The 26,187-nt window shown below is 52.0% G+C and carries 26 protein-coding genes, 1 tRNA gene, 1 other RNA gene and 1 pseudogene; 14 read left to right on the plus strand and 15 right to left on the minus strand.

Features of this window, described 5'->3' with window-relative positions; translation table 11 throughout:
• Positions 1–12: 12 nt before the first annotated feature.
• The 4 genes from ABIE29_RS08430 (at position 13) to cmoB (ending at position 3,132) form a co-directional block, all read left to right on the plus strand.
• Positions 13–828, plus strand: coding sequence for a DUF72 domain-containing protein (locus tag ABIE29_RS08430; RefSeq protein WP_429618079.1), 816 nt, complete (start codon positions 13–15; stop codon positions 826–828).
• A 101-nt stretch (positions 829–929) separates the two neighbouring features.
• Complete coding sequence (locus ABIE29_RS08435) at positions 930–1,325, plus strand: MAPEG family protein (RefSeq protein ID WP_429617901.1); 396 nt, start codon at positions 930–932, stop codon at positions 1,323–1,325.
• A 95-nt stretch (positions 1,326–1,420) separates the two neighbouring features.
• Positions 1,421–2,164 carry a carboxy-S-adenosyl-L-methionine synthase CmoA gene (gene cmoA / locus ABIE29_RS08440; protein WP_429617903.1) on the plus strand — a complete coding sequence of 248 codons (744 nt, stop codon included), beginning with the start codon at positions 1,421–1,423 and terminating at the stop codon, positions 2,162–2,164.
• Positions 2,161–3,132: a tRNA 5-methoxyuridine(34)/uridine 5-oxyacetic acid(34) synthase CmoB gene (cmoB, locus tag ABIE29_RS08445; RefSeq protein WP_429617905.1), complete on the plus strand. Its 972-nt coding sequence runs from the start codon at positions 2,161–2,163 to the stop codon at positions 3,130–3,132. The genes cmoA and cmoB overlap by 4 nt, the downstream gene beginning before the upstream one ends.
• 62 nt (positions 3,133–3,194) lie before the next feature.
• On the opposite strand, the gene ABIE29_RS08450 is transcribed toward cmoB, so the two are convergent.
• From ABIE29_RS08450 to ABIE29_RS08460, 3 genes are all read right to left on the minus strand, one after another.
• A complete protein-coding gene (locus ABIE29_RS08450) occupies positions 3,195–3,692 on the minus strand; it encodes a hypothetical protein (protein WP_429617907.1) in 498 nt (165 codons plus the stop codon).
• Between the two features lie 730 nt (positions 3,693–4,422).
• Positions 4,423–5,169, minus strand: a complete 747-nt coding sequence (gene cutC / locus ABIE29_RS08455; protein WP_429618081.1) for a copper homeostasis protein CutC — start codon at positions 5,167–5,169, stop codon at positions 4,423–4,425.
• 232 nt (positions 5,170–5,401) lie between these two features.
• Positions 5,402–5,971 (minus strand): VOC family protein, encoded by a 570-nt coding sequence (locus ABIE29_RS08460; RefSeq protein WP_429617909.1) that lies wholly within the window; start codon positions 5,969–5,971, stop codon positions 5,402–5,404.
• A gap of 856 nt (positions 5,972–6,827) precedes the next feature.
• Here ABIE29_RS08460 and argS point away from each other — a divergent pair.
• The gene (gene argS / locus ABIE29_RS08465) at positions 6,828–8,558 is read left to right on the plus strand and encodes an arginine--tRNA ligase (protein ID WP_429617911.1); all 1,731 of its coding nucleotides are present in this window, start codon (positions 6,828–6,830) and stop codon (positions 8,556–8,558) included.
• Positions 8,559–9,056: 498 nt separating this feature from the next.
• On the opposite strand, the gene ABIE29_RS08470 is transcribed toward argS, so the two are convergent.
• From ABIE29_RS08470 to ABIE29_RS08485, 4 genes are all read right to left on the minus strand, one after another.
• Complete coding sequence (locus ABIE29_RS08470) at positions 9,057–9,311, minus strand: hypothetical protein (RefSeq protein WP_429617912.1); 255 nt, start codon at positions 9,309–9,311, stop codon at positions 9,057–9,059.
• On the minus strand, positions 9,304–9,666 hold the full coding sequence (locus ABIE29_RS08475) for a nitrogen fixation protein NifS (RefSeq protein WP_429617914.1): 363 nt from the start codon (positions 9,664–9,666) through the stop codon (positions 9,304–9,306). Before ABIE29_RS08475 ends, ABIE29_RS08470 begins: the two co-directional genes overlap by 8 nt.
• Positions 9,656–10,093: a hypothetical protein gene (locus ABIE29_RS08480; protein WP_429617916.1), complete on the minus strand. Its 438-nt coding sequence runs from the start codon at positions 10,091–10,093 to the stop codon at positions 9,656–9,658. Before ABIE29_RS08480 ends, ABIE29_RS08475 begins: the two co-directional genes overlap by 11 nt.
• 394 nt (positions 10,094–10,487) lie before the next feature.
• A complete protein-coding gene (locus ABIE29_RS08485; RefSeq protein WP_429617918.1) occupies positions 10,488–10,817 on the minus strand; it encodes a glycosyltransferase in 330 nt (109 codons plus the stop codon).
• A 410-nt stretch (positions 10,818–11,227) separates the two neighbouring features.
• On the opposite strand from ABIE29_RS08485, the pseudogene ABIE29_RS08490 reads away from it, so the two are divergent.
• A pseudogene (locus ABIE29_RS08490) lies at positions 11,228–11,551 on the plus strand (transposase); the annotation flags it as partial.
• A gap of 208 nt (positions 11,552–11,759) precedes the next feature.
• Here ABIE29_RS08490 and murJ read toward each other — a convergent pair.
• The 4 genes from murJ to rimJ form a co-directional block, all read right to left on the minus strand.
• Complete coding sequence (gene murJ, locus ABIE29_RS08495) at positions 11,760–13,295, minus strand: murein biosynthesis integral membrane protein MurJ (RefSeq protein ID WP_429617920.1); 1,536 nt, start codon at positions 13,293–13,295, stop codon at positions 11,760–11,762.
• Between the two features lie 119 nt (positions 13,296–13,414).
• A complete protein-coding gene (locus ABIE29_RS08500) occupies positions 13,415–14,332 on the minus strand; it encodes a Gfo/Idh/MocA family protein (RefSeq protein WP_429617921.1) in 918 nt (305 codons plus the stop codon).
• A complete protein-coding gene (locus ABIE29_RS08505) occupies positions 14,325–14,969 on the minus strand; it encodes a YceH family protein (protein WP_429617923.1) in 645 nt (214 codons plus the stop codon). The genes ABIE29_RS08500 and ABIE29_RS08505 overlap by 8 nt, the downstream gene beginning before the upstream one ends.
• Before the next feature lie 10 nt (positions 14,970–14,979).
• Positions 14,980–15,564, minus strand: coding sequence for a ribosomal protein S5-alanine N-acetyltransferase (gene rimJ / locus ABIE29_RS08510; protein WP_429618083.1), 585 nt, complete (start codon positions 15,562–15,564; stop codon positions 14,980–14,982).
• 334 nt (positions 15,565–15,898) lie between these two features.
• Here rimJ and mdtH point away from each other — a divergent pair, with 334 nt between their 5' ends.
• The 4 genes from mdtH (at position 15,899) to ABIE29_RS08530 (ending at position 20,301) form a co-directional block, all read left to right on the plus strand.
• Positions 15,899–17,104, plus strand: a complete 1,206-nt coding sequence (mdtH, locus tag ABIE29_RS08515; RefSeq protein ID WP_429617925.1) for a multidrug efflux MFS transporter MdtH — start codon at positions 15,899–15,901, stop codon at positions 17,102–17,104.
• A 169-nt stretch (positions 17,105–17,273) separates the two neighbouring features.
• Positions 17,274–17,921: a glutaredoxin 2 gene (grxB, locus tag ABIE29_RS08520; RefSeq protein ID WP_429617927.1), complete on the plus strand. Its 648-nt coding sequence runs from the start codon at positions 17,274–17,276 to the stop codon at positions 17,919–17,921.
• A gap of 31 nt (positions 17,922–17,952) precedes the next feature.
• Complete coding sequence (locus tag ABIE29_RS08525) at positions 17,953–19,593, plus strand: ABC1 kinase family protein (protein ID WP_429617929.1); 1,641 nt, start codon at positions 17,953–17,955, stop codon at positions 19,591–19,593.
• A 144-nt stretch (positions 19,594–19,737) separates the two neighbouring features.
• Positions 19,738–20,301 carry a lipoprotein gene (locus tag ABIE29_RS08530; protein WP_429617930.1) on the plus strand — a complete coding sequence of 188 codons (564 nt, stop codon included), beginning with the start codon at positions 19,738–19,740 and terminating at the stop codon, positions 20,299–20,301.
• 40 nt (positions 20,302–20,341) lie between these two features.
• On the opposite strand, the gene ABIE29_RS08535 is transcribed toward ABIE29_RS08530, so the two are convergent.
• The 3 genes from ABIE29_RS08535 to ghrA all read right to left on the minus strand — a co-directional run bounded on the left by ABIE29_RS08535 (position 20,342) and on the right by ghrA (position 22,746).
• Entirely contained in the window at positions 20,342–20,920 is a 579-nt protein-coding gene (locus ABIE29_RS08535) for a TorD/DmsD family molecular chaperone (RefSeq protein ID WP_024530477.1), read from the minus strand.
• A 40-nt stretch (positions 20,921–20,960) separates the two neighbouring features.
• Entirely contained in the window at positions 20,961–21,698 is a 738-nt protein-coding gene (locus ABIE29_RS08540; RefSeq protein WP_429617931.1) for a phosphatase, read from the minus strand.
• 106 nt (positions 21,699–21,804) lie between these two features.
• Positions 21,805–22,746: a glyoxylate/hydroxypyruvate reductase GhrA gene (gene ghrA / locus ABIE29_RS08545; RefSeq protein ID WP_429617932.1), complete on the minus strand. Its 942-nt coding sequence runs from the start codon at positions 22,744–22,746 to the stop codon at positions 21,805–21,807.
• A 225-nt stretch (positions 22,747–22,971) separates the two neighbouring features.
• Here ghrA and ABIE29_RS08550 point away from each other — a divergent pair.
• The 4 genes from ABIE29_RS08550 (at position 22,972) to ABIE29_RS08565 (ending at position 24,787) form a co-directional block, all read left to right on the plus strand.
• Positions 22,972–23,061 (plus strand) — tRNA-Ser (locus tag ABIE29_RS08550).
• 45 nt (positions 23,062–23,106) lie between these two features.
• Positions 23,107–23,238: non-coding RNA, RtT sRNA (locus tag ABIE29_RS08555), on the plus strand.
• A gap of 263 nt (positions 23,239–23,501) precedes the next feature.
• The gene (locus ABIE29_RS08560) at positions 23,502–24,461 is read left to right on the plus strand and encodes a bifunctional helix-turn-helix transcriptional regulator/GNAT family N-acetyltransferase (protein WP_429617934.1); all 960 of its coding nucleotides are present in this window, start codon (positions 23,502–23,504) and stop codon (positions 24,459–24,461) included.
• Between the two features lie 122 nt (positions 24,462–24,583).
• Positions 24,584–24,787, plus strand: a complete 204-nt coding sequence (locus ABIE29_RS08565) for a hypothetical protein (RefSeq protein ID WP_429617935.1) — start codon at positions 24,584–24,586, stop codon at positions 24,785–24,787.
• Between the two features lie 275 nt (positions 24,788–25,062).
• Here the strand turns inward: ABIE29_RS08565 and ABIE29_RS08570 are convergent, their stop codons facing one another.
• Positions 25,063–26,073 (minus strand): AI-2E family transporter, encoded by a 1,011-nt coding sequence (locus tag ABIE29_RS08570; RefSeq protein ID WP_429617936.1) that lies wholly within the window; start codon positions 26,071–26,073, stop codon positions 25,063–25,065.
• Between the last annotated feature and the right edge of the window lie 114 nt (positions 26,074–26,187).

A 26,187-nucleotide genomic window follows, 5' to 3' on the forward strand; every position in this document is an offset into this window, starting at 1 on the left:
AGGTGACCGTTGATTTATATTGGACTACCGCAATGGCAACATCCGGCCTGGAACCGCATCGGCCTGCGCGATCTGGCAGACTACAGCCGCTACTTCAACTGTGTGGAAGGCAACACCACCTTCTACGCCTTGCCAAAAGCAGAGATTGTACATCGCTGGCGCGACATGACCGGCGATGATTTCCGTTTTTGCTTTAAATTCCCGTCAGCGATCAGCCATAAAGCGGCACTGCGCGGCTGTGAAGCCGATATCAAGGCATTTTATGATTGCCTGCGCCCCATTGAAGGGCGTATTGGACAGCTGTGGTTGCAGTTACCCGCCGCCTTTGCACCCGAGCATCTCGGCATTCTCTGGGCTTTTCTTGATGCCTTACCGCCGGAGTTTACCTACGGAGTCGAGGTCCGCCATCTGGAATTTTTCGCCAAGGGTGACGCTGAACGCCAACTGAATCAGGGTTTGCACCAACGAGGCATTAACCGCACCATCCTCGATAGCCGCCCACTGCACCATGCCAAGCCACACAGCCCGGCGATCCGCGACGCACAACAGAAAAAGCCCAAGCTGCCGGTGCATGCAGTGGTAACGGCCAACAACCCGTTGATCCGCTTTATCGGCGGTGACGTGCTGGCGGACAATCAGCGCTGGTTCGAGTCCTGGCAACAGAGGCTGCCTGACTGGGCGCAACAACATCAGCCTTACCTGTTTATTCACACGCCAGATAACAGTGATTCACCGCAGCAGGCACAGAAAATCTGGCAACGGCTACACGGCATAATTCCGAATTTAGCAATGCCACCGGACTGGCCAGAGCAGGAAGCCTTGTTTTAACCGATTAATCTGCTGGATCTCATCGGATATTTCCTCGCGACAGTCGAGATAATGACGGTTATGATGCTCGTTGCCAGATTTGGTTACGAATGGAGTTAAGAATGGTAAGCGCGCTCTATGTGGTGCTTGGCGCATTGTTGTTGATCAAACTCTCTTTTGATGTAGTCAGGTTGAGAATGCAGTACCGGGTCGCCTATGGTGACGGCGGGTTCTACGAGCTGCAAACCGCGATCCGCGTACACGGTAACGCCGTGGAATACATCCCGATCGCTGCCATCCTGTTGGTGATCATGGAGATGAACGGTGCCGAAGTCTGGATGGTGCATCTGTGTGGTTTGCTGCTGATGGCAGGCCGGCTGGTTCACTACTATGGCTTGCGTAACCGTGAAGTCCGCTGGCGCCGTTCGGGTATGGCGGCTACCTATATTTCTTTGATACTGATGGTGATAGCCAATATCGTTTATCTGCCGTGGGACATTATCTTCAGTTTGCACTGATATCCCCTCTGTTCAGGCGGCCACGCCGCCTGCTTCTGCCTGCGCCGCTTTTCTGTTAGTATACGCCCCTTCGAATTCTGACCTGATTTGCCGCTATGCCAAACCGCGATACTCTTTTTTCCGCCCCGATCGCCAAACTGGGCGACTGGACCTTCGACGAGCGCGTTGCTGAAGTCTTCCCAGACATGATCCAGCGTTCCGTTCCGGGCTACTCCAATATCATTTCAATGATTGGCATGCTGGCCGAACGCTTTGTCCAGCCACACAGCCGGGTGTATGACCTGGGATGCTCGCTCGGCGCGGCCACGCTATCGATGCGCAGGAACATCAGCGTCGAAGGCTGTCAGATTATTGCGGTCGATAATTCTCCCGCGATGGTAGAGCGCTGCCGCCGTCACCTTGATGCGTTTCGCGCCGATACGCCGGTCGAGGTCATTGAAGCGGACATTTTAGACATTACCCTCGAAAACGCCTCGATGGTGGTGTTGAATTTCACCCTACAGTTTCTTGAACCGGCCGATCGGCTGCGCCTGCTCGAACAGGTTTATCGCGGGCTACGTCCAGGAGGTGCCTTGGTGCTTTCAGAGAAATTCAGCTTTGAGGATGCGGACGTCGGTGAACTGTTGTTCAACATGCACCACGACTTTAAACGAGCCAACGGCTACAGCGAGTTGGAAATCAGCCAAAAGCGCAGCATGCTGGAAAACGTGATGCTGACCGATTCGGTCGAAGCGCATAAAGCGCGCCTCCGGCAAGCCGGTTTTGAACATGCAGAAGTCTGGTTCCAATGTTTCAACTTCGGCTCGTTGATCGCCCTGAAATCAGGAGAAACCGCATGATCGAATTTGGCGACTTCTACCAGCGCATCGCCAAAAGCCCGCTGAGCCACTGGCTGGATACGCTGCCGGCGCAAATCACCGCCTGGCAACGTGAATCGCTGCATGGCAAGTTCAAGCAATGGTTCAATTCGGTAGAGCATCTACCATCCCTGACGCCGACCCAGTTGGATTTATTGCATGGCGTCCGTGCAGAGATGGAACAACCGCTGTCACCAGGCCAGCTCGAAGGCATTGAGAAAATGCTGCGTACGCTGATGCCATGGCGCAAAGGGCCATTCTCGCTTTACGGCATCGATATCGATACCGAATGGCACTCCGACTGGAAGTGGGATCGAGTGCTGCCGCATATCTCCCCGCTGGCTGGCCGTACCATTCTGGATGTGGGTTGCGGCAGCGGTTATCATCTGTGGCGCATGGTAGGTGCCGGGGCGCATCTGGCGGTGGGTATCGATCCGATGCAGCTGTTCCTGTGCCAGTTTGAAGCTGTACGTAAACTGCTGGGTGGCGATCAACGCGCCCATGTGTTGCCGCTGGGTATCGAACAACTGCCCGAACTGGCCGCTTTCGACACCGTTTTCTCTATGGGCGTACTTTATCACCGCCGTTCCCCGCTGGATCACCTGTATCAGTTGAAGAACCAGCTGGTTTCCGAGGGCGAGCTAGTGTTGGAAACGCTGGTAGTGCCAGGCGATCGCCATCAGGTGTTGGTACCTGGCGACCGCTACGCGCAGATGCGTAACGTCTACTTTATTCCGTCTGCAGAAGCGCTGAAGTGCTGGCTGGAGAAATGCGGATTTGTGGACGTCAGGATTGCCGATATCTGCCCGACCAGTACCGAAGAGCAGCGCCGTACCGACTGGATGACCAGCGAATCACTGGCCGAGTTTCTCGATCCCCAAGATCCAACCAAAACGGTTGAAGGCTACCCGGCACCGATCCGCGCCGTGCTGATCGCCAAAAAGCCCTAAGCCTTAGCCGACGCACCATGTAAGGGCGCAGCACACAGGCTACGCCCTTTTAGTCGCAAATGTTATTTTCTCAGTGCCTGTAGCAAATCCTTTTCAAACACCCCGCTGGATGAACACTCGAAAGGCTTGACCTTATCATTGCCATCGGCCGCCACCAGCCCCGCAACGCCATTGACTTGCACCATTACGTTAGTCCCTTCTCCGGCGCTAAAAATCTGCACCAGGATCCGGTAGGTCGTATTCAGATTTGACGGTCCTGGCTGGTCTGAACAAGTCAGATACAGGCTGGCCAGTTCGGCGTCATCGCCCGTCGTGCCAACGATCCCCAGATGTGGGTCGACAACCGTGGCCTTTAATCCCTTCTGGGCAAAAATTGCCTCAGTACGGGTTAACAACTCATCCGGCTTACGGTTGCCTATCAAGGTGGGCTTCGCACCAGCTGTCGGATCGCCAGCGGCAGTTTCAGCCGCACTGCCGGGTTGGTTACCGGTTTTAGTTGGGCCATACACCGAAACACAACCACTCAATGCCAATGTCAGCAAAAAAATAAAATATCTCATCATTCACCTGTAATACAGCGTGGCGCAAGCCGTTAACGACATGACAAGACCGACAATCAGTAAATAACGCATCTCCCCTCCTCCGTTAACGATAATAGGCCGCAACACAGCCCGACAATGAACAACAAACCAGCATTAACCACACAACGTAAACTCTCATGGACCCTCCTAACTGAAACCGGTTGATTTTGTATCGTGCAAGCACCGACAAACGGTATCGTCTCCACAGCAACATGTCGCTTCCTGTCATATGTATCAACGCTGACAATACAATCGCGGGGAAAACCGATCGGGGCCCAGCGTTGAGGATTGAACGCTTTCTCTGACGTGCTAGACTGGACAAAACTCAACAAATTCATAAGGGTGGTTAATGCGAGGTGCTGACAGGCTGTTGATGGCATTGCTTACCCTCATGCCTGGCATCTGGATCGCCGTCATATTTAATATCGGCGGCACCGTGCAAATGCTCTCTGTCATTTTTCACTGGATGGAGAGCCTGCTATAAGCGACAGCTGCCGGTTACATTTTATCAATATTTAAACTTAAGGCAGTGGCGCATCGTTAACTAGAGTTAAAGTGTTGGTATCGCGCCAACACCAGAGAAGTATTGAACCTGTTTGCCCTGAGCACCTCTACCCTGTTCAGGGCTTTTTTTGCGCACAGATGCAAAAAGCCCCGAATATTCGGGGCTTCAAACAGGTCTCGCAACCGGGCGCAGCATGCAGCGCCCCTACGATGGCGTCAGCATGGCCAACGCATTCTTCATCGCCTCTACCGTTTCACCATCCACGCAGTAGTGGCTGAATTCGTCAAACTCATTGTCGGCACACATGGTGACACCCGCCTTACGGTAGCGCATAGTGGAAGGCACCGTATGCCCGGCCGAGCTATGCAATTCCTGAATACCGATATCCACAAACTTATGCATATTGCTCAAACGCACACCGGCACCAGCCATGATCATCGGCCCCTGGCTGGCATGCTGCAGGTCGCGCAACAGTGGCAAGCCCAACTCGGCATTCTGCTGCTGCCCAGAGGTCAGAATACGCGCCACGCCAAGCTGTGTCAGTTGATCCAGAGCCATCATCGGGTTTTGACACATATCGAACGCGCGATGGAAGGTCACCGCCATATCACCGCTTGATTTCATCACCTCACGCATCCGCGCAAGATCGATATGCCCTTCGTCGTCCAACATACCGATAACCACACCGGCAAAGCCCATCTCGCGAATTTGCGCCACGTCGTTCTTCATAATCTCGAAATCGACGGCGCTGTAACAGAAATCGCCCCCACGCGGGCGTACTATTGGATGAACGGGTATCGTTACCCGCTCCCGTGCCAGCCGCAACGAACCAAAGCTCGGCGTCAACCCGCCCTCACTCTGGCTAGCACACAATTCTATGCGGTCAGCGCCCGCATGCTCTGCTGTTATGGCACAGTCGACGCTATAGCAACAAACTTCCAGCTTCATTATTGTTACCCCCAAATAACGGTCAAAAATGCTACAGCAAACGTTTACCCGTCGCCCTATAGGCTACAGGATGACAGCCTGATAGATGTCTTAACGGCACAAGATGCTAACTATGGCACTCAATTTTGATTAATGGATCGATCGCAGTCACAGTGGCGGCGTTAAGTAGGATAAATAACGTGAACGCACTATTTTTCCCCGTACCCCCCATTCGAAACCGGCAACGAACGACACGCTATGGTTTCGCCCGTTCGCTAGCCACGATGTCACGAATATGATGTGGATGGAATTTGATGGTGACATCGCCATCAGTGATCGCCAAGGTCGGATTGGCTAAGCGTTCGCCCTCACCTTTAGGTGAGCTCTGCTTGAGTTTGATGCCCGGTAGCAGCAAGGCCTCATCCGCCAGATGTTCCAGGGCACGGGCGTACAAGGTAGCGGGATCGACACTCAGCACCAGCTCCACATGTTCCCATCCTTCATGCGGATAGCGTTTCTCGCCGGGGTACGGCAGCTCTATACAGTCAATCTGCCAAGGGCCGACCTTCAGCGGTTCATGGAGATCAAACAGGCAAATCGGCCTGCCGTTAATCATTGTTTCCGAAAGCAGCGTTCCGCATTGCAGCAACCCCTGCCGCCAACGATCGGCGGTGCTGTTCTGGTGGCAACGCAGCGAAATATGGTCAGCGTTGAAGTTTGCCAGCTCGAGATGGAGCCGTTGTGCAAACTGCTCCAGCGCCAGTTCGAAGCGAGGTAAATCCAGCGTCAGGTCGTTAAGTTCGGCGATCGATGACAAAGTAGTCATAAGTTTCTCAGGTTCTCCAGGATTTTTGGCAGGCCAATAATCTACACGTCGAATAGCCTGGAGGCTATGGATCAGAGAATAAAAACCTGGCGGATGAACATAATGTTGCCTCTTTTGCGCTGGTGCCTATTCCAGCCCGAGCTATCCTTCACAAAAGAAGAAATAATAAAGAATCATCTTATATCATATTTAATCAATCCATTATTAAAACTCTTAAGACACCCTAATGCTTTATCATTTTACTTTCTCAAATCTAATGTATGAAAATCGATTGGAATAAAATTCAAAGACCAATCAAAGATAATTATAACACTATGTTTTTATGATAAAAAAACAGATTTAATGCGAGAAGTCCTAAACAGCAACAATGCAATTGATTAGATGACACTAATAAGTTAGGTTAGGAGGGCATTTGATTTTGGATAAATAAACATGACACTGTTAGGTATATCCCTTGTTTTAATGACCATTGCTGGCTACGCGATTTATCGCCATTTCAAAACTCGCCAGAATAGTGCGTTACGCTCTGGCCGAGGTAATAAAAAGCGTTAAAGCCACCATTAATCCGCTCCCATCAAACCAATGACAGAGGACGGTTTGATTCACCTACTTACCTTTTGGCCTTCACTTTTCTCTATCTTTCACCATACCAGCCCGCGTCAACTACTGACGCGGTGCCGTCAATCGGTTACAATTGCAGGCTGTTTTGTGGTTGAGCGTCGCCTGCGATATGCGGCGTCGTCCCTGCTGGACTGCAAGTTGTGCGCCAAGGCGTTTTGCAGGCCAACGGAGTAAAACCACCTTTTGATCCGGAGGGCGTACTGCACGGCCCTCGTTTGTCATTTAAGGTAACCCGGTGAATATTCAGGCTCTTCTATCAGATAAGGTCAGCCAGGCGCTGATTGCCGCAGGCGCACCTGCCGATTGCGAAGCTCAGGTTCGTCAGTCTGCGAAAGCACAGTTTGGTGACTATCAGGCCAACGGCGTGATGTCCGTTGCCAAAACTCTTGGTATGCCGCCACGACAACTGGCAGAGAAAGTCGTGCAACTGCTGGATCTGGGTGACATCAGCAGCAAAGTGGAAATTGCCGGCCCGGGCTTTATCAATATCTTCCTGAACAGCGAATGGGTTGCCCGCCAGGCCGATGCCACCCTGGGCGCAGCCAAGCTGGGCATTGCCCCCGTCAAGCCGCAAACCATCGTGATCGACTATTCTGCGCCCAACGTGGCAAAAGAAATGCACGTGGGCCACCTGCGCTCCACCATTATTGGTGATGCGGCAGCCCGTACTCAGGAATTTCTGGGCCACAAAGTGGTGCGCGCCAACCATGTGGGCGACTGGGGTACCCAGTTCGGCATGCTGATCGCCTATCTGGAAAAAATGCAAAACGAGCACGCCAGCGATATGGGGCTGTCGGATCTGGAGCAATTTTACCGCGAAGCCAAGAAAAACTACGACGAAGACGAAGATTTCGCCCTGCGCGCCCGTGGCTACGTGGTCAAACTGCAAGGCGGAGACGAATACTGCCTGAAGATGTGGCGCAAGCTGGTGGACATCACCATGGCGCAGAACCAACTGACCTATAACCGTCTGAATGTCACCCTGACCGAAGATGACGTCATGGGCGAAAGCCTGTACAACGCCATGCTGCCGGGCATCGTTGCCGATCTCAAGGCGAAAGGACTGGCGGTAGAAAGCGAAGGCGCCACCGTGGTGTTCCTGGATGAGTACAAAAATAAAGACGGCGATCCGATGGGTGTCATCATCCAGAAGAAAGATGGCGGCTACCTGTATACCACTACCGATATCGCCTGCGCCAAATATCGCTTCGAGACCCTGGGTGCCGATCGTGTTCTCTATTACATCGATTCGCGCCAGCATCAACACCTGATGCAGGCCTGGACCATCGTGCGCAAAGCGGGCTACGTACCAGACTCCGTCTCGCTGGAACACCACATGTTCGGCATGATGCTGGGTAAAGACGGCAAGCCGTTCAAGACCCGTTCAGGCGGCACCATCAAACTCTCCGATCTGCTGGATGAAGCCGTTGAACGCGCCAGCAAGCTGATTGCCGAGAAAAACCCGGATATGCCTGCCGATGAAATGCAGAACGTGGCTAACGCGGTCGGCATCGGTGCGGTGAAATATGCCGATCTGTCGAAAAGCCGTACCACGGACTACATCTTCGATTGGGATAACATGCTGACCTTCGAGGGCAACACCGCGCCATATATGCAGTATGCCTATACCCGCGTCGCCTCGGTGTTCAAGCGTGCTAACGTGGACGAAAGCAACCTGACGCTGCCGTTGGTGATGACCGAAGAACGTGAAGTCGCGCTGGCAACTCGCCTGCTACAGTTCGAAGAAACCCTCACCGTGGTCGCCCGTGAAGGTACACCGCACGTGATGTGTACCTATCTGTATGACCTGGCGGGGCTGTTCTCCGGCTTCTACGAGCATTGCCAGATCCTCAATGCAGAAAGCGAAGAGGCCCGTCAGAGCCGCCTGAAGTTGGCCCTGCTGACCGCCAAAACGTTGAAAACCGGTCTGGAAACGCTCGGGATTGAAACCGTCGAACGCATGTAACATGTAGGGCGCATTTGCGCCCGTTTAGTCTTTGTCATCAATCTGAAAAAGGTCGCGCTACCGACTTCTCAGGTTGCTGACAAAGTTCTTACCTGACGGCCAGAACTTGATTCTACTAAAGTCAGTGCAAATAACGGACTGGCCTCCATATAAAAAACTCTCACTCATCAGTACCAATTTTAACTCATGATCCTTGATGTTAATGACACCCCCAAGGACTTCTGATATATACCATTGATACTATCATCAGCCTTGATCCTCCGCGCTGTTGGCGCGTTTTTCAATAAGCCCAGTCAGTTTTAACCTAATTGCTCAATTTCGCAGGATAGCTTAGTGTGTTTATCTTCCTCAATAGCCAGGTTGGTGGTTAGCCCGGCGAAATGCCGGGCTAGTATGCAAAAATTAGAATTAGAATTTATTTAAAATGGTATTTCGTTATTTTTTGAACCATTCTTTAATATAATCCTATCAGTTTACGTTCGTTTGATTAAGCTCCTCTCAATTTCCCCATATGGGGTCAGACGAACCCATATTTCCTCCTACACAAGTCCCGGAACCTGTTGCTACAGAAGTACCTGGGCCATAAAATCCACCAGGTAATGAACAACTATAACCTAACCCATCCATAACTCCGGCCCAAGCCCCTGCAGCTCCAGTTTCCCATTGCCCACTGCCACCACCACTGCCACCAACGGACATCAATTCAATTTCATCTGTTATTTCTCTTAAAACTAAATCATGATATTTATTCATTACTTATTTCCCTTATTCGTTTAACAACAGGATTAATATTGTTGCTCACATATTCCATTGTACTAAGATAAATAATATTTTTTTTATCAAAACCATTACGATATAACTGGAAGCGTAATCCAGGTGCGCAAACCAGCAATTGAGCATTTTTCTCGATAAGTTTCTCTATATCTGATTCAGTATCATCCCGCTCAACGATCCAGTTGAGATTTTTTTTATTTAGATAATCCTGCAAAGCTGTAATATATTTATCTTCTTTGTAAAAACCGAACAAACCGCCACCTGCACCTTGGATAGGAGACCGACCAAATGTCGGGCTGGGTCTGTAAATAAAGTAAATTCTTTTACTTACCATTATCATCCTCATAATTTAGTGTGTTTGTATTGTTCAAGTATTGATTAACAATTTCCGGTGAAAATCCATTATCCCTAACACTTAGCAATAGCTTTCTTGCCTGTTTCACCATACCAATCTCATTAAGATAAAATGAAAGCGCAGCATCAATATGTAGCCCCTCTGAATGAACCATTCCCTCATAGGCTTTTTTATTCTTTCTTTTATATTCTATAATTTCTTTGATTGATGCTCTACACTTGCATTTCCATTTCAATAACTCATAAATAAGTTTATAGTAAAAACCATTGCTATTATAAGGAATGATAGCATCCATGAGATCAATCACCTCATAAAATTCGTTATCATTATCCATCATACTTAGTTTTGCTTTCGCCATCAGATTAAGGATGGAAAAGGTATAGGCTACCATCTTTATATTTGTCATGCTTAACGATTCTAACTCTTCGCATTTTATTGCTTTCGCTAAGCCTTTATAAATTTCATCGGGTGGAGTCCCCTCAAAGCAGTCTCGGTAGTAAAAAAATTTCCAACGAAGATACAAAGGCTCTTTAGATAAGTTTTTTATATTCAGCCGATTATTTCTATTGTATTTTTCCTTGGATTTTACAACATCATGAGTATAACCATCGTGATTGATAATAATATCAACACTGATGTCAATAATTCTATGTCTGTCTTTTCGCCTTAACTCTTCATGGACATATCCAAAATAGAAAAACCCTCCATTATTAGCAAATCCTCTTCGTATAGCCTTTGATATATCACCATCATGATTTTTAATTTTTGGACAAATTGCAATAAAGTTTCTATTGTTATTTTTATTTCTGCAAATATTTTTGATACTTCATGCTTTGAAGAAACAACATACTTATCTGCATCAACAAAAAAATATAATTAGATATTAACTTGCTTATGGCAAGATTTCTTGGTTTTGAAAAACTATCTTCCCATTCCATATGAAATATTTTAACTCCATCAGCTAAATAGCCATTTAATATTCTAAGCGTATTATCTGTTGATCCTGTATCAACAACGATTATTTCTTGAAAAAGTGGAAGTAAGCTGTCGATGCAGCGAGCAATACAGCGCTCTTCATTTTTGACAATAATCGCCGCTGCTACTGTCACGTTGCTTTCAAAGTCATTCATTCAAGCCTCCCTTTATTGATTCCTATCGCCCTCCGTAGATGATATCTATTATCAATAACACTGTGTGAAATACACATAAAAGCGCATTTTAAGGTCAAAAACGTGATGCGCTTCATGTTATTGCATTTTTTTTCTAACAATGAACACATCATTAACAGCTATTCTGACTTATAAAACTACTATCCTCCTAACGTCGAGCTCGCCATCCTTCATAAACACATACCCAATTGAATATTGGTCAAAATACGCTATTTTAAGCAAAGCGATTTAGATCCCGGCATGAGTAATATTCTCAGTCATTAGCTTATTTAACCCCCCTATTCTCCATTAAAAATTTAATGGTCTTCAAAAGTCTGGTTTCTACATGATCAACATAGTGTATGTGAAAGAATAATCCGTGCGTATTAACTCAGCATTACCGTTCAGATCCTACAGTGTGTCAACGGTGTGAGCAGACGCAGCAGTGTACGCAGAACAGCAAAGTACAGAAAACGATAACGCGGCCCGTCTGGGAGGCGTCGAAAGAGGAGACCAATAGGTTGCGGCTGACAAAATGGGGCAAAAAGGTCTACGCACGGCGTAAGGAAACGCTGGTGAGAAGCTTCGCGGATGCGAAACAACATCATGGGCAGAGATATGCGCGGTTCCGTGGTCTGTTAAAAGTGCAGATGCCGTGTCTGCTTGCAGTCACGGCGCAGAATATGAAGAAGATGGCGCTGTTGGCGCTTCTTTAGCGTCTTTATATGTGGCTGAACGAGGTTCAGAAGGAACAGAAGGCTTCTATAGACGAGAATACAGATCAACTAATGTGGTTATGGAAATTATCGCGATCGCAACCTGCGGTCACTAAAAAGAAGAACCCCACCTGAAAAAGTGGGGTTAGTCACCTGTCTGAGGTCGCATTAGCGACCTTTTTGTTATCTGGTGATTAGCGGTTGGAAGTCAATCTACCCGCCGAGCGAAGTCTCTAGGGCGGAACCCAAGGATCCCCAACACCGCGAAGTAGGCAACAATCCCCGCGGCCACCACGACCGCCAGACGCAGCAAGCGAGCCAGCATATTGCCCTGATCCCATTCCGGCATCAGCCACATCACACCAAGCAGTACCGCTGCCATCACTAGTACGGCCACTATCAGCTTGAACAGGAACATCGCCCAACCGGGTTGCGGTTGGAAAATATCCTGCTTGCGCAGTTGCCAATACAACAGTGAAGCATTCAGACAGGCCCCCAGACCAATCGACAGCGAAAGCCCGGCATGTTTCAGTGGGCCAATAAATATCAGGTTCATCACCTGGGTCAGGATCAGCGTAATGATGGCAATCTTGACCGGCGTTTTGATGTCCTGGCGCGAGTAGAAACCCGGTGCCAACACTTTCACCACGATCAGGCCCATCAAGCCAACCGAATAGGCCACCAGCGCACGCTGGGTCATCGCCGCATCAAAGGCGGAGAACTTGCCGTACTGAAACAGCGAAACGGTTAACGGCTTGGCCAGGATGCCTAACGCAATGGCACTCGGCAAAGCCAGCACAAAGCACAGACGCAGGCCCCAGTCCATCAGGCGGTTATATTGGTCATGGTTACCACTGGAGAAGCTCTTCGCCAAGGACGGGAGCAGGATGGTTCCCAAAGCCACACCCAACACCCCAGACGGGAACTCCATCAGGCGATCGGCATAATACATCCACGAAACCGAACCGGAGACCAGGAATGAGGCGAAGATGGTGTTGATGATCAGCGAGATCTGGCTGACCGAAACCCCCAGGATCGCCGGCCCCATCTGACGCATCACGCGCCATACGCCCGCGTCATTCAACTTCAGACGCGGCAATACCAGCATGCCGATTTTCTTGAGGTGAGGTAATTGATAGCCCAGTTGCAGCACGCCCCCCGCCACCACCGCCCACGCCAAAGCCAGCACCGGCGGATTGAAATACGGCGCGGCAAACAGCGCAAAGCCGATCATGCTGACGTTCAACAACGTTGGCGCAAAGGCCGGAATGGAGAAACGGTTCCAGGTGTTAAGGATCGCCCCCACCAGCGAGGCCAACGAAATCAGCAGGATATAAGGGAAGGTGATACGCAACAGCGACGAGGTCAGGGCAAACTTATCCGGCGTATCGGTAAAACCAGGGGCCGTAACGAAGATCACCCAGGGCGCGGCCAGCATGCCAAGCACGGTCACCACCGCCAGCACCAGCGTCAACAGCCCGGAAACGTAGGCAACAAAGGTGCGCGTCGCCTCTTCTCCCTGCTGGTTTTTGTATTCTGCCAGGATCGGCACAAACGCCTGGGAGAAAGCCCCTTCCGCAAAGATGCGGCGTAAAAGGTTTGGCAGCTTGAATGCCACGAAGAAAGCATCCGTGGCCATTCCTGCCCCAAAAACGCGTGCCACGATGGCATCACGCGCAAAGCCCAGCACCCGTGAAAACATGGTCATCGAGCTAACGGCTGCCAGTGATTTAAGTAGATTCATGTGGTTTTTCTGATGAGTACGACGGGTAAATATCAACGCCTGCATCGGCAGGCGTCAGTTGAGTGGCGTTAGTCTACGGCTCCACGCCGCTAATAGCTACCGCCATATGTTACATGGGGTTAACTGGCATCACGCAGCATTTTCTCGATCAATCGCTGGGCGTAAATGGCCTGTTCTCCGGCGGTGTCCGGCACGGTCTGGTTGCTGATGGACTGAATAAAATGCTGCACCGCACCGGAAAAACCGCGTTGTTCCAACGAGGTTTGCCAGCCTGGGGCGGGTTTCTCGACCACGCCTTGCGGGTCTTCCCGCAGCCATTGACGCATATCGTTCAGCTGATAGATCGCGCCGTTGGTGACTGCCTGCACACTCTCCCGTTGGCTGCCTGCACGCCGGTGCATACTGGTCGTAACGTTGGTATCGCCGCAGGCAAAGTGGTGTTCCGCGTAGAGCATCTCACCCGCTTCGTTTGTACGCAGTTGGCCACTCTGCAAGCTGGTGCTACCGCCTCCCAGCCACAGCGCAGTATCCACCACGTGCAGATAGTCATCCAGCAAGGTGAATCGCAGATCCTTTGGCCCCACGCTATCGGCGCGGTGTTTGTCCATGCGGATCGAGGCCGGTAGCTGCATTTGCTGTTTCAGTTGGCGATACAGTGGCGCAAAACGGCGGTTGAAGCCCACCATCAGTGCCACGCCCTGCTTTGCGGCCAGCTCGATCAACTGCTCGCCCTGCTCCAACGTTTCCGCCAGCGGTTTATCGACATAGACGTGTACGCCCTGCGCCAGCAGTTCACCCACTACCTGAAAATGGCTGGCGGTGCTGCTGTGTACGAACACCGCATCACACTGTTGCGCCAGACTATCAAGGCGAGAGAAATAGGGCATACGATAGCTGTCGCATACCGGCCGGGCCTTTTGCTGATTCGGTGAGAAGCCGCCGATAAGCTGCCAGTCCACCGCCTGAGAGAGAATTGGCAGGTAAGCCTTTTGCGCGATACCGCCCAAACCCACTACCCCGATACGCAGTTTACTCATGTTGACCCCGCGCCAACAGTTGCTGTATCTGTTGCTTCAATTCGGCGACTTCGGCCTCCAAGCGCACCACGCGTTCAGCCAGTTCACCCGCGTTTGCCTCCTCGGCTTCGGCCGGAGCCGCATCAATCTGGCCGCTGAACAGATGCATAAACCGGCTCTCACGTTTGCCTGGCTCGCGTGGCAAACGCACGACGAACGGCCCATCTTCACGGGTCGTCAACTGTTGCAACACCTCTTCCACTTCGCTGACGTCGTTGAATTCATGCATCCGGTTGGTGCGGGTACGCAGTTCACCCGGCGTCTGTGCGCCACGTAATAGCAGGGTTGCAATCACCGCCAGTTCGGCCGGTGACAGCTTCAGGTGGCCGAACTCGGAGTTGCAAAAACGCTGCTCATACTTCACGACGCGGTTGCCAAAGCCACTCAGGGTGCGCAAGAAGTGCCTTCTTAACAGCAAGTCAAGCTGCTGTTGGACTTCACTTTCCGACAGCTCCATTACCGGCTCGCGGTTGGTTTTTTGATTACAGGCCAGCGTAATGGCATTAAGAGAAAGGGGATATTGGTCAGGCGTGGTCACCTGCTTTTCCAACATGCAGCCGATCACTCTGGCTTCTTTGGCATTTAATTCATATTTCATTGTTACGGCCTCAGCGTGGCGGTTGCCACTCTTTATTGGTCAATGCGGTCAGCACATGATCCTGCCACTGTCCGTCGATCAGCAGGTAATCCTTGGCATAGCCTTCGCGTTCAAAACCGAGCCGGGTCAGCAACGCACCGCTGCGTTGGTTATGCGGCATATAGTTGGCCATAATGCGATGCATCCGCTGTTGGCGCTGCATATAACGGATGGCCGTTTGCAATGCCTCGTACATCAACCCCTGCCCTTGCCACTTTTCACCCAGGGAATACCCCAGGAAACAGGCATGGAACGAGCCGCGAAGCACATTGCTGAAGTTGGCGACGCCGCACACATGAAGTTCTTCCGGATCTAGCAGGATAAAATAGTAGGCACTGCCCTGCTTTTGCATTTCCGTGATCATAGCCAGGCGGGCTTGCCAGCCAGAGGGGTAACAGTGGCTATCATCGCGCACCGGCTCCCAGGGCTTCAGGAACGCCCGATTTTCGGCATAGTATTCGGCCAGGCGGTAGGCGTCGCGTTCGTGAACTAAACGGACAACCAGCCGGTCGGTGGTAAGGCGTACTTTCGGTGATGCAGAGCGATAGCCAAACATCATTTCCCCCGCGGTCAGAACGGTTCGATAAGAAGTATTGATGGGGTCAACGTCTCCAGGCTCAGGCGTTATCTCGCATGACTCATGGCAGACTATCGGCGCAGAACCGCGCATTCCCCCGGTAATATAACCGTAGCCCGCCCGGCAGGTAAGCCCCTGAGCGCTCAGTAAATAGCCAGTCAGTCGTTTGGCCCATTTTTAAGTGTAGTTTTGCCACTCAGGTAACGTATTGACGATTAAAAAATATTATCTATCACCCCCCTATCAGTCATTACATATTGGGTAGAGAATAACCTGGTAGTCTTCCTCTCCTTTTAATTGCTCGTGGTGAAGCATGTCTCTGGTATCGCAAGCTCGCAGCTTGGGTAAGTATTTTTTATTGTTCGATAACCTGTTGGTGGTTTTAGGCTTTTTCGTCGTCTTCCCACTTATTTCCATTCGCTTTGTCGATCAACTTGGCTGGGCGGCCGTCGTCGTGGGCCTGGCCCTGGGGTTACGCCAACTCATTCAGCAGGGATTGGGGATCTTTGGCGGGGCGATTGCCGACCGTTTTGGCGCCAAACCGATGATCGTCACCGGCATGCTGCTGCGTGCCGCGGGCTTTGCCACCATGGCGATGGCCGATCAACCCTGGATACTGTGGTTTTCCTGCGCGCTGTCCGCCATTGGCGGCACCCTGTTCGATCCGCCCCGCACCGCGCTGGTGATCAAACTGACTCGCCCACATGAGCGCAGCCGTTTCTATTCGCTGCTGATGATGCAAGACAGCGCCGGTGCCGTGATCGGTGCGTTAATCGGCAGTTGGCTGTTGCAGTACGATTTCCATTTCGTCTGCTGGGTAGGTGCCGGTATTTTCGTGCTGGCCGCAGGTTGGAACGCCTGGCTGTTACCCAATTACCGGATCTCTACCATACGGGCACCGATGAAGGAAGGTATGATGCGCGTGCTGCGCGATCGCCGCTTCCTGACCTATGTGTTGACGTTGACCGGGTATTACATGCTGTCGGTGCAGGTGATGCTGATGCTGCCAATCGTGGTCAACGAGATCGCCGGTTCGCCGTCGGCGGTCAAATGGATGTATGCCATCGAAGCCGCGCTATCGCTCTCATTGCTATACCCGCTGGCCCGCTGGAGTGAAAAGCACTTCCGGCTGGAGCAACGCCTGATGGCCGGCTTGCTGCTGATGACACTCAGCCTGCTGCCCGTCGGCTTTGCCACCAGTCTGCAAGCGGTGTTTACTCTGATCTGCTGCTTCTACCTGGGATCGATCATCGCCGAACCGGCACGTGAGACCCTGAGCGCCTCGCTGGCCGATTCACGGGCGCGCGGCAGCTATATGGGCTTTAGCCGCCTGGGGTTGGCGCTCGGTGGTGCATTGGGTTATACCGGCGGTGGCTGGATGTATGACACCGGTAATACGATGGGCATGCCGGAGTTACCCTGGTTCCTGCTGGGGCTGGTGGGCTTTATCACGCTGTTTGCCCTGTACTGGCAGTTTAATCCGCGTGCCACTGCCCCCGCAATCCTCCGTGGTGGCTGATTTTTGCCCGGGCGCATCCCTTGCGCCCAGTCTCTGGCGACCAAATCTGCCAAAGTTGCTATCCTGATAGTACAAAAAACGGCGCGGAAAGGCTTATGATGGCCCATCATCCCACTACAACCTGCGCAGCGGCCCAGACTGGCTGCTAAACCTGACAACAGGAGCATGCATGAAACTGTTTATTTACGATCACTGCCCATTCTGCGTAAAGGCCCGCATGATATTCGGCCTCAAGGATTTACCGGTGCGTTTTGTGACCCTGCTAAGCGATGACGAAATCACTCCCACCAGCATGATCGGCAAGAAAATGGCGCCAATCCTGCAAAAAGACGACGGCAGCTATCTGCCCGAAAGCATGGATATCGTGCATTACATCGATAACCTGGACGGCAAACCGTTACTGACGGGGAAAACCAATCCGGCCATCGCCGCGTGGTTGCAACACACCGCCACCTACGTCAACAAACTGCTGTTACCGCGCTTTGCCAATGCCGATTTCGAAGAGTTCGCCACTGACAACGCGCGCCGCTATTTCAGCGACAAAAAACAGGCAGCCAGCGGTGATTTTGCCGTGCTACTGGCCGACAGTGCCGACCTGATCGCCCAGTTGGAAAAAGATCTGGCCACGCTCTCCCCACTGATCCAGTCATCGGAAGCGGTCAACGGCACTCTCAGTGACGATGACATCCATCTGTTCCCACTGTTACGCTCGCTGTCGATCGTGGCCGGTGTCGCCCTGCCGGACAACGTGGAGGCTTACCGCAACCACATGGCGCAGCGCGTTGATATTCCGTTGTTGTTCGATATGGAGCAATGATCCGCAACGGCGATAAGGGAGTCGCGCGCAGATGTTAAAAATGTTTTTTGTCACCGCTCGTGACCGCACCAGGCTGCAAGAAATCTCATCCGTACTGATCCGCTACGGTTTGCAGGACGTTATCAGGCTGCTCGGGTTAGGCAAATTGCTGGGCGGCCTGAGCAGCGGCGGCGTGGAGGTCGATAATCAGACATTGCCAGAACGCCTGCGCGCGGCCCTGGAAGCCCTGGGGCCAACCTTCGTTAAATTCGGCCAGATCCTGGCCACCCGCACCGACCTGCTGGAACAACGCTGGACCGACGAGCTTGAGCGCCTGCATAGCCAGGCGACAACCCTCCCCTGGGAAAAGCTGGTCGCGCAGATCACCGCCGATCTGGACGGCGACCCTCAGCAGGTGTTTGCCCAGTTCGATCCGATCCCGCTAGCCGCCGCCTCCATGGCGCAAATCTACCGCGCCCGCCTGCACAGTGGCGAGTCGGTGGTGGTGAAAGTGTTGCGCCCTGGATTAGCCAAAACCATTCATGCCGACCTGCGCCTGTTAGCCTATCTGGCGGAAACCGTGGAACAACAAAGCCCGGCGCTGGCGCGTTATCGCCCACACCAGATGGTGCAAACGCTGGCCACCGCGCTTAACCACGAGCTGGATCTGACGCATGAAGGTAATAATTGCGATCGGGTTGCGGAACACTTTGCCAAACAGCCCGAAGTGGTAATACCGAAAATTTATTGGCAGCACTCGTCAAAACGCCTGCTGGTACAACAATATCTGCCCGGCATTGCCCCCGAAAATCCACAGCAATTAGCCGCTGCCGGTTTCGACGGCCCGTTGCTGGCACAGCGTGGCGCGCAGGCTTTTATGACCATGGTGCTGGAACATCGGCTTTATCACGCCGATCCTCACCCCGGTAACGTGATGGCCCTGGGCGACAACCACGTCGGGTTTATCGACTTTGGCATGGTTGGCCAACTGTCGGAGCGGCGGCGTAACCAGCTTCTGCTGTTGCTGCAGGCCATTGCGGAGCGCCAGAGCGACGGCATCGTCAATACGCTGATCGCCTGGTCTGACAGCCAGGAACTGGATCTGACCGATCTGGAACAGGCAGCGCAAAACTTTCTTGATAAACAGGCTTCGACCACCCTGACGCTAGGCAAGGCACTCACCGATCTGTTGGTGATGGCCCGCGAGCACCAACTACCGTTACCTCCCGATCTGGTGCTGTTATTTAAGGCATTGATCACCGCAGATGGCGTTTTGCACCGCCTGGATCCCGCCTTCGATATCGTTGCCACCCTGAAACCGATGTTGCGTCAGGTAATGCTCCAGCGCTATACACCCGAAGCGCTGCGCCGTCGTGCTCTATTGCTGGGGGGGGAGGCACTGGATGCCGGAGAGGAACTGCCGCAGGCCATTCGCTTGCTGATGCGCCGGTTAAAGCAGGGCAAGATCGATGCCGAAATCAACGTCAAGAACCTTAACCAACTCAGCAAGGCTCTGGAACGCGCAGCGGTCACGCTGGCCATTGCGATCGTCACGGCGGCATTCGCTCTGGGGCTGGCTCCCTATCTGATGCGTTCCACCAGCCAGCTGTGGGGCATTCCTCTGTTCCCTGCGCTCGGCGGGCTAACCTGTCTGGGAGGCGTGATGCTGCTGGTATGGCGGTTGCGGCGATAGGTAATTTCAGCCTTATCCGACTAGGTAAAAAACCCTTTGCGCCGCGTCATCTGTTATCCTGCGAGCTGAAATTTTTCTTTGTTGGCAGTCACCTTTGGTTTGCAACAGGCAAAGTCTGCCGCATTTTCGTTTTACGAGGTTTGAATGAAGAAGATCCTGATGGGCGTGACCGCCCTGGTCGTTGCCGGTACGCTTATCGGCTGTAACCAGCTTACCCAATACAGCGTCAGCGAGCAGGAAGTGAATAATTACCTGCAAAAACACAACGACTACCAAAAGCAGATCGGCGTGCCGGGGTTGGTTGATGCCAATATCGTGTTAACCCAGTTGCAGAGCCAGATTGGCCGCACTGAGCCTAATAAGGTAACGCTTTCCGGTAATGCCAAGGTCAACATTACTTCGATCCTCGGGCCACAGGCCGCGGATTTACAACTGACGTTGAAGGCGCAACCGGTCTATGACCGTGAAAAGGGGGCGATCTTCCTCAAGGACATGGAGTTGGTCGATTACCAGGTGCAGCCGGAGAAGATGGATACGGTGATGAAGGCCCTGTCGCCCTACCTGAATCAGTCGTTGAAATCGTATTTCAATCAGAAGCCGGTGTATGTTCTTAATGCAGATAAGAGCAAAACGGAAGCCATGGCACTCAAACTGGCTAAAGGGTTGGAAGTGAAGCCGGGTCAGTTGGTGATCCCGTTTACCGACTAATCGCTCTTAGGGGCGCAGTGCTTGCTGCGCCCTCGTTCATTTACTCTTCTTCGTCCTTCCCTTCTTCATCCTGCTCATACTCTGCTAGCTCATCGCACATAGCCGCGATGGCATGGCGAGCGATCTCTGCCAGGGTACGGTAAAAACCGCTGGTGGCGTGTGCTTCAACCTTACCCAGGAAGCGGCCACACCAAGGCAGCAAGAACTCGTTAAACAGCGTGATTTGCGCCTGGACTTCATCTTCCTGCGACTGATCTTCCAGCCAGGAGGCGGCCAACAGCAGTGAGCCGAAATGATCGGCTGGCGCTTCGCCTAATGGCATCCCACGCTGTTGGAGAAATACCCGCACGTCCGCTTCGCTGGCACCTTCAACATAGGACGAACGCAGTGGTGAAACACTGCATTCGCTGCCGACAAACAGAGCGTTAAAATCGGCGGCCAACTGTGGATCGGTACAATGCTGTTGCAAACGAGTCAGCAGTTCGTCCTGCTCGAGCGGCCAGTGCTGTTGCAGTTTACCCTCTTTGATCAAGGTAAACAGCGGCTCCAACAACGGATCCTGCGGCTGGCGGTAAAACAGCGTGCCTAAAACCCGGCAGACAACGGAAAACTCATTCATGATAACACCCTATAAAAACAGAAAATTTGCCGTGACGATGTCACAGATCGGCTAATTCCGCAATTGCCGGTCTGCCACGCTGTTCAAGAAAGTTCAGGATCCGGCGCGGTGAGACATTTAAAATGCGCTCCTGCGGGAAATTCACCTCCTCAAGGATACGCTCGCAGTGTTCAAAACCACCGAGAGCAAAAGCCACGTGCGAGTCTGAGCCTAATGCCAGCCAGCCGCCAGCGTCACGCACTGCGGCAGCTATCGCACGGCAATTTGATTCACTGCCCTTGCGGGAATGAATAAACGAAGAGTTATTCAGTTCCAGCGCTACCTGATATTTGGCTGCTGCTGCGGCTATCGCCGGGATATCGACCGGATATTTGGGGTTGCCCGGATGGCTGATGATATGGACATCGCCCTGCGCCATGGCGGCTATCATCGCCTCGGTGTTGGCGGCCCGATCCTGCGGTGCAAATACCGGTTCATGGAACCCGGCAATAATCAGATCGATTTCGTTGAGCATGGGTCCGGTGCAGTCGATATCACCGGCCAGGTTTTTGATATTGGCCTCAATGCCGCGCAGAATGCCAATGCCATCCACCAGGCGTGGCCACACACGCATGTTCATAAAGTGCCAGTAGTGTGGTGCATCGGCCATATCCGGCCCGTGGTCGGTGATGGCGAACAGTTTGATGCCTTTGTGTTTCGCTTCGGCTATATAGTCGTGCAGGGTGCTATAGGCATGGGTGCTGGCTACGGTATGCATATGTAAATCAACGGGGTACATTCTTTCTCCTTCTTGGGCGCTTGCCAGGGTCAGCGGATGGCAGGCCGATCCTTGTTCATGATAGCAGTTAACACCACTAGCGGCATGTTAACGGATTGGGAAAGCATCAATAGCCACGCTGAATATCAACCCGGCCAGCAGGCTGTTCACCCGCCTCAAGCCGCAGGAGATTGGCGCTAACCTGATCCATGGCCTGTTCCGGCAGGGTAACAGCAGCAATATGCGGCGTAATCGTGACACGAGGATGACGCCAGAAGGCATGAGCGGAAGGTAAAGGTTCGCTGACAAAGACGTCAAGCATGGCAGCCGCCAGCTGCCCTTGTGCCAACATCGCCAGCAGATCGTCTTCCACCAGATGGGCACCGCGTGCAATGTTGATCAGGTAAGCGCCTGGCACCAAACGGCTAAACAGTTGGCGGTTGAGGATACCTGCCGTTTCAGGCGTATTGGGCAGCAGGTTGATCAGCAGCCGCGTGCCGGCAAGAAACGCCGCTAGCTGAGGTTGCCCGGCGAAACTCTGCACGTGCTCAATCTGCTTGGGGCTGCGGCTCCAGCAGCGGACGTTAAAACCGAACGCCACCAGCTTTTGCGCCACGCTTTTCCCCAACACCCCGGCGCCCAGAATGCCGATGGTGAAATCACTCTGCTGATGAGGCTCAAGCGGCAACCAGTTCTGCTGCTGTTGCTGCAACTGATACTCATCAAAACGACGGAAATAGCGCAACACGCCGGCCAACGCATATTCATCCATCTGCTGCGCCATGCCGGTATCCTCCAACCGGATTAGCGGCACTCCCGCCGGTAGGCTACCTGGATGTTGGCGTTCCTGCTCAAGGATGGCGTCTACACCAGCACCCAGGGCAAAGATCCCTTTCAGATCGCGGCGGTTGGCCAGCATCTCATAAGGTGGCCGCCATACCAGCGCGTAGTCCGCCGGGCGATCGTCCCCCGGCTGCCATGCCCGGATATTCGCCTGTGGTAAGCGCTTCGCCATCCCTGCCAGCCAATCTTGCGCATCAAAAAACGGGTGATAGAAAATGATATTCACTGCCGGTTCCCTTCTTGAGTGGATTTTTAGCTATCCTTTCGCGCTTTGCCGCACTATGCAAGGATAAATTGACGCTGAAAAGGCGGGATGATCGTGCGACAAATCAGCAGATTGCTGGAAGTTTGGCTAAACGCACACGGTAATGACACAAGGCTATTGACGCTGGGATCAGATTCTCCTACATTAGCGCCCGTCGACAGCGTAAACCGTTGCCGATGACAAAACGGTGAGGTGTCTGAGTGGCTGAAGGAGCACGCCTGGAAAGTGTGTATACGCGTAAGTGTATCGAGGGTTCGAACCCCTCCCTCACCGCCATCTTTAAAAAAGAAGTCTGAGCTAACGTTCAGACTTTTTTTTTGCATATTCCCCAGCCTGGGAGGGTGAGAAGCCTCGACAGGGTTCGACAAAATGGCTCGCATCGCAGAGACATTTTGGACGGCCGACCGGCCGCCCGCAGGGTGAGCTTGCGAATCAAGCCCTCCCTCACCGCCATCTTTAAAAAAGAAGTCTGAGCTAACGTTCAGACTTTTTTTTTGCATATCCCCCAAGCCGGGAGGAGTGAGAAGCCTCGACAGGGTTCGACAAAAAGGCTCGCAGCGCAGAGACATTTTGGACGGCCGGCAGGCCGCCCGCAAGGTGAGCTTGCGAATATAATCCATGTCGGCTACGAGCGAAGAGCAGACATGAAGTGAGAGATTGACAAAGCCGCTAGCTTAATGGTTGTATGTTACAACTATTGTTGTTGGGGTAAGCAAATGACTTCAGAACTACAGACCATAAAAAGCATACGCGCGGCTTCACGTTTAATGGTGCGTGAACTGGGTTTCATGAACCAAAATCTTGCTGCAACCAATTATCCTCCCTCAGCTGTTCACTCTATGCTTGAAGTTGAAACTCATGGGGCAATGACAGCCGCTCAACTGGTGCATATTTTGGGGCTGGAGAAGTCCAGCATCAGCCGTATGCTCGCTAAACTTGTCGAGGCCGGAGAACTTGAAGAAACCCCTTCCGCTGACGATGCCAGGACGAAGCTATTAAGCCTCACCGGTAAGGGTAGAGAGACAGTACAGAACATAAACACTTACGCTGACCAACGGGTAGCCGCAGCACTCGGTAAGCTCGATCCGTTTACCCAAGAGGCTGTATCAAAGAACCTTTCTTCATATGCCATCGCGTTGAAAGCCTGTCGCGAAAACTCCGCAGGAAAAGTGCAGAACAGCTTCAAAATAGTCTCGGGTTATCATGCAGGTATGATTGGCCGCATTACTGAAATGCATGGCAGTTATTACGCCAGAGAGTATGACTTCGGCAATTTTTTTGAAGCGAAGGTTGCCGCAGGTCTTGCAGATTTTTCGATGCGACTAGATAAGCCATGTAATCAGATCTGGCTGGCAATGGTGAACGAGCGCATAGTCGGCTCAGTTGCTATTGACGGTGAGGATCTGGGAAATAATGAGGCGCATCTGCGCTGGTTCATCCTTGACGATGGCTGTCGTGGCAGCGGACTGGGCAGAAAACTCATTGCAGAAGCAATGAGTTTTTGTGATGAGCAGAAGTTCACTTCGGTACAATTATGGACGTTTAATAAACTTATCGCGGCAAGACGATTGTACGAATCATTCGGATTTGAATTGTCGAAAGAATGGGAAGGCGATCAGTGGGGCAGTACCATTACTGAGCAACAATTTACTCGAAAATTATCTAAACATCGCTAACCACTTATTCTTTTGGACATGATGTTTTTGCGCAATTGCTTCGACTAGTCACTCATTCCAAACTGGTCATGTCCGCTCCTGGCACTAAGCAGACTGCCAGACCAGAATAAGAGACCGATGCGTTGGACAATACCTGCCACTACCAGTGGTCTGCGCAGGGAGCATTGGACGAGGTGCAATACCCGGATGGCAGCCGCGAGCGCTTCGTTCGCGACGCCTTTAGCCAAGTGCTGGAGCACCATCAACGCAACGGACTGACCCACTACTACCGTTACAACCTGCTGGGGCAGGTGATCCACCACAACGACAGCCCACTCGCGAGATGAGTTTCTCGCATGCATAGAAACTGATGAAGAAGAAGTTTATGTATGTGTAGGTAGCAATGAAAAAGGAAGGATAGGGAATATCGCTGACATTCCAGATGAGCAAATAAGTATTCGATGTAGAGGATCTTACGCGGATATTAATACAGCGCAGGATACTGAAGAGTATTATAGAAAAAATCTGAAACATTTTTGATTGTAGGCGGGCGCAGCATGCAGCGCCCCTACGTTTGTACCCAGTGAGAAACCTCAACAGAGTTTGGAAAAATGGCACCTCCTCAAATCAGCTTCGCTTCCCTCAGTTCACTTTTCAGATAGGCATAATAGATAGGAGCGGCAACCACGCCAGCCAGGCCGAATGCAGCCTCAAAGACCAACATCGCCAGCAAAATCTCCCAAGAATTGGCCTTGATTTTAGTGCCGACAATACGGGCATTGAGGAAATACTCAAACTTGTGGATCACGATCAGGTAGAGCAGCGCAATCAGTGCCACTCCGAGTGAAACCGACAGGCCAGAGATGAAAACAATGGTATTGGAGATCAGATTGCCGATCACCGGCAGCAGACCAAAGATAAAGGTAAACACCACCAGCGTTTTCGCCAACGGGATATGGATCCCACACAGCGGTAACACACCAAGGATAAAGATAGCCGAGAAGAAGGTATTGATTGCCGATATTTTAACCTGAGCAAACACAATATTGCGGAACGCCTGAGACAGCAGCGAAATCCTTTTCATCAGCTCACTTTTCAGTAATGGCCGATCCTCGCTGCTATCAATGTTATACAGTGAGACTATGGCACCGAGCACCATCCCGATCAGCATGGTCACCAGGCCATGCAGTACGCTCTTGCCCATCGTCTGTAACAGAGCTATGTGCTGTTGCAATCGGCTCAGGATCTCGTTCTTCAGCTCTTCCACACTCAACGGCAGATAGCCCGGCATATATTTTGCCACCTCTTGCTGGACATCCTGCAGGATGAACGCAATACGGGTGTTGATGCCAGAGATGTTCTTCATATCCTGCATCAGATAGCCGACGATACTCCCCACAATAGTGATCAACAGGCCGACCACCAAAGTACTGATCACCGCCACAACCAGCCATCTTGCCCGATGACCGCCAATCACCTTCTGAAAATGTGGCGTAAGGATATTCACGATCTCGTAAACCAGAAAACCCGCCATAAAGCAGGTAAGAAGATGCAACGGTAACAGCAGCAGGATCCCCCCCATCACAAAGATGAAACTGATTATCCTGGCCTGTTTGACATTCATTATCTGCATTGTTACTCGCTTGTCCTGGAGAGGATAGAATTTTTAAGCACCTGTTTAGTATTCTATTTCATTATCATGTCAAACAGTACACGACAACCTAAATTCCCCCTCCCAAGCCGTAGG

The sequence above is a fragment of the Serratia sp. 2723 genome (assembly GCF_050434425.1).
In the GTDB taxonomy this organism is placed as follows: Bacteria; Pseudomonadota; Gammaproteobacteria; order Enterobacterales; family Enterobacteriaceae; genus Chania.

Bases quoted from the DNA above. Each gene is read 5' to 3' on its own strand.
- ABIE29_RS08540 (WP_429617931.1), bottom strand. From the start codon at position 21,698: ATGTACCCCGTTGATTTACATATGCATACCGTAGCCAGCACCCATGCC.
- ABIE29_RS08460 (WP_429617909.1), bottom strand. From the start codon at position 5,971: ATGACTACTTTGTCATCGATCGCCGAACTTAACGACCTGACGCTGGAT.
- ABIE29_RS08530 (WP_429617930.1), top strand. From the start codon at position 19,738: ATGAAGAAGATCCTGATGGGCGTGACCGCCCTGGTCGTTGCCGGTACG.
- rimJ (WP_429618083.1), bottom strand. From the start codon at position 15,564: ATGTTTGGCTATCGCTCTGCATCACCGAAAGTACGCCTTACCACCGAC.
- ABIE29_RS08435 (WP_429617901.1), top strand. From the start codon at position 930: ATGGTAAGCGCGCTCTATGTGGTGCTTGGCGCATTGTTGTTGATCAAA.
- ABIE29_RS08560 (WP_429617934.1), top strand. From the start codon at position 23,502: ATGACTTCAGAACTACAGACCATAAAAAGCATACGCGCGGCTTCACGT.
- ABIE29_RS08470 (WP_429617912.1), bottom strand. From the start codon at position 9,311: ATGAATAAATATCATGATTTAGTTTTAAGAGAAATAACAGATGAAATT.
- murJ (WP_429617920.1), bottom strand. From the start codon at position 13,295: ATGAATCTACTTAAATCACTGGCAGCCGTTAGCTCGATGACCATGTTT.
- ABIE29_RS08505 (WP_429617923.1), bottom strand. From the start codon at position 14,969: ATGAAATATGAATTAAATGCCAAAGAAGCCAGAGTGATCGGCTGCATG.
- ABIE29_RS08480 (WP_429617916.1), bottom strand. From the start codon at position 10,093: ATGACAAATATAAAGATGGTAGCCTATACCTTTTCCATCCTTAATCTG.
- ABIE29_RS08535 (WP_024530477.1), bottom strand. From the start codon at position 20,920: ATGAATGAGTTTTCCGTTGTCTGCCGGGTTTTAGGCACGCTGTTTTAC.
- cmoA (WP_429617903.1), top strand. From the start codon at position 1,421: ATGCCAAACCGCGATACTCTTTTTTCCGCCCCGATCGCCAAACTGGGC.
- ABIE29_RS08475 (WP_429617914.1), bottom strand. From the start codon at position 9,666: ATGGTAAGTAAAAGAATTTACTTTATTTACAGACCCAGCCCGACATTT.
- ABIE29_RS08525 (WP_429617929.1), top strand. From the start codon at position 17,953: ATGTTAAAAATGTTTTTTGTCACCGCTCGTGACCGCACCAGGCTGCAA.
- grxB (WP_429617927.1), top strand. From the start codon at position 17,274: ATGAAACTGTTTATTTACGATCACTGCCCATTCTGCGTAAAGGCCCGC.
- mdtH (WP_429617925.1), top strand. From the start codon at position 15,899: ATGTCTCTGGTATCGCAAGCTCGCAGCTTGGGTAAGTATTTTTTATTG.
- ABIE29_RS08500 (WP_429617921.1), bottom strand. From the start codon at position 14,332: ATGAGTAAACTGCGTATCGGGGTAGTGGGTTTGGGCGGTATCGCGCAA.
- ABIE29_RS08450 (WP_429617907.1), bottom strand. From the start codon at position 3,692: ATGAGATATTTTATTTTTTTGCTGACATTGGCATTGAGTGGTTGTGTT.
- ABIE29_RS08570 (WP_429617936.1), bottom strand. From the start codon at position 26,073: ATGCAGATAATGAATGTCAAACAGGCCAGGATAATCAGTTTCATCTTT.
- cmoB (WP_429617905.1), top strand. From the start codon at position 2,161: ATGATCGAATTTGGCGACTTCTACCAGCGCATCGCCAAAAGCCCGCTG.
- ABIE29_RS08485 (WP_429617918.1), bottom strand. From the start codon at position 10,817: ATGAATGACTTTGAAAGCAACGTGACAGTAGCAGCGGCGATTATTGTC.